We start from the raw sequence: 235 nt of genomic DNA, 5'->3' as shown, positions 1-235 counted from the left end.
CCGGGTCTGGCATGCCGACGCCAACGCGGCACTGACCCTTCGCTTCCTGGGCTCCTCGAAGGGGCACGGGGCGGAGGCCGTGCCCCTGAAGCCGCTCTCCTTCCGGTGGAACCGCCACCGGTGGGTGAGCCGCTGCGAATCGGCCGCCGGGATGCCCGGAGCGCCCGGCGGTCTCCGGAGGGCGGCGTAAGCCGCCTGAAGGCATCCCCGGGCTTTAGCCCGGGGGGGGAGGAGG

At 74.5% G+C, this 235-nt stretch carries 1 pseudogene; it reads left to right on the top strand.

From position 1 onward, the window contains the following. Window positions 1-190: pseudogene (locus C4313_RS11450) on the top strand (RNA-guided endonuclease TnpB family protein); the annotation flags it as partial. Between the last annotated feature and the right edge of the window lie 45 nt (window positions 191-235).

Source organism: Thermoflexus sp. (assembly GCF_040289485.1).
Taxonomy (GTDB): Bacteria; Chloroflexota; Anaerolineae; order Thermoflexales; family Thermoflexaceae; genus Thermoflexus.
The sequence above is the reverse complement of the archived record's forward strand: the minus strand, read 5'-3'. Positions and strand labels throughout refer to the sequence as shown.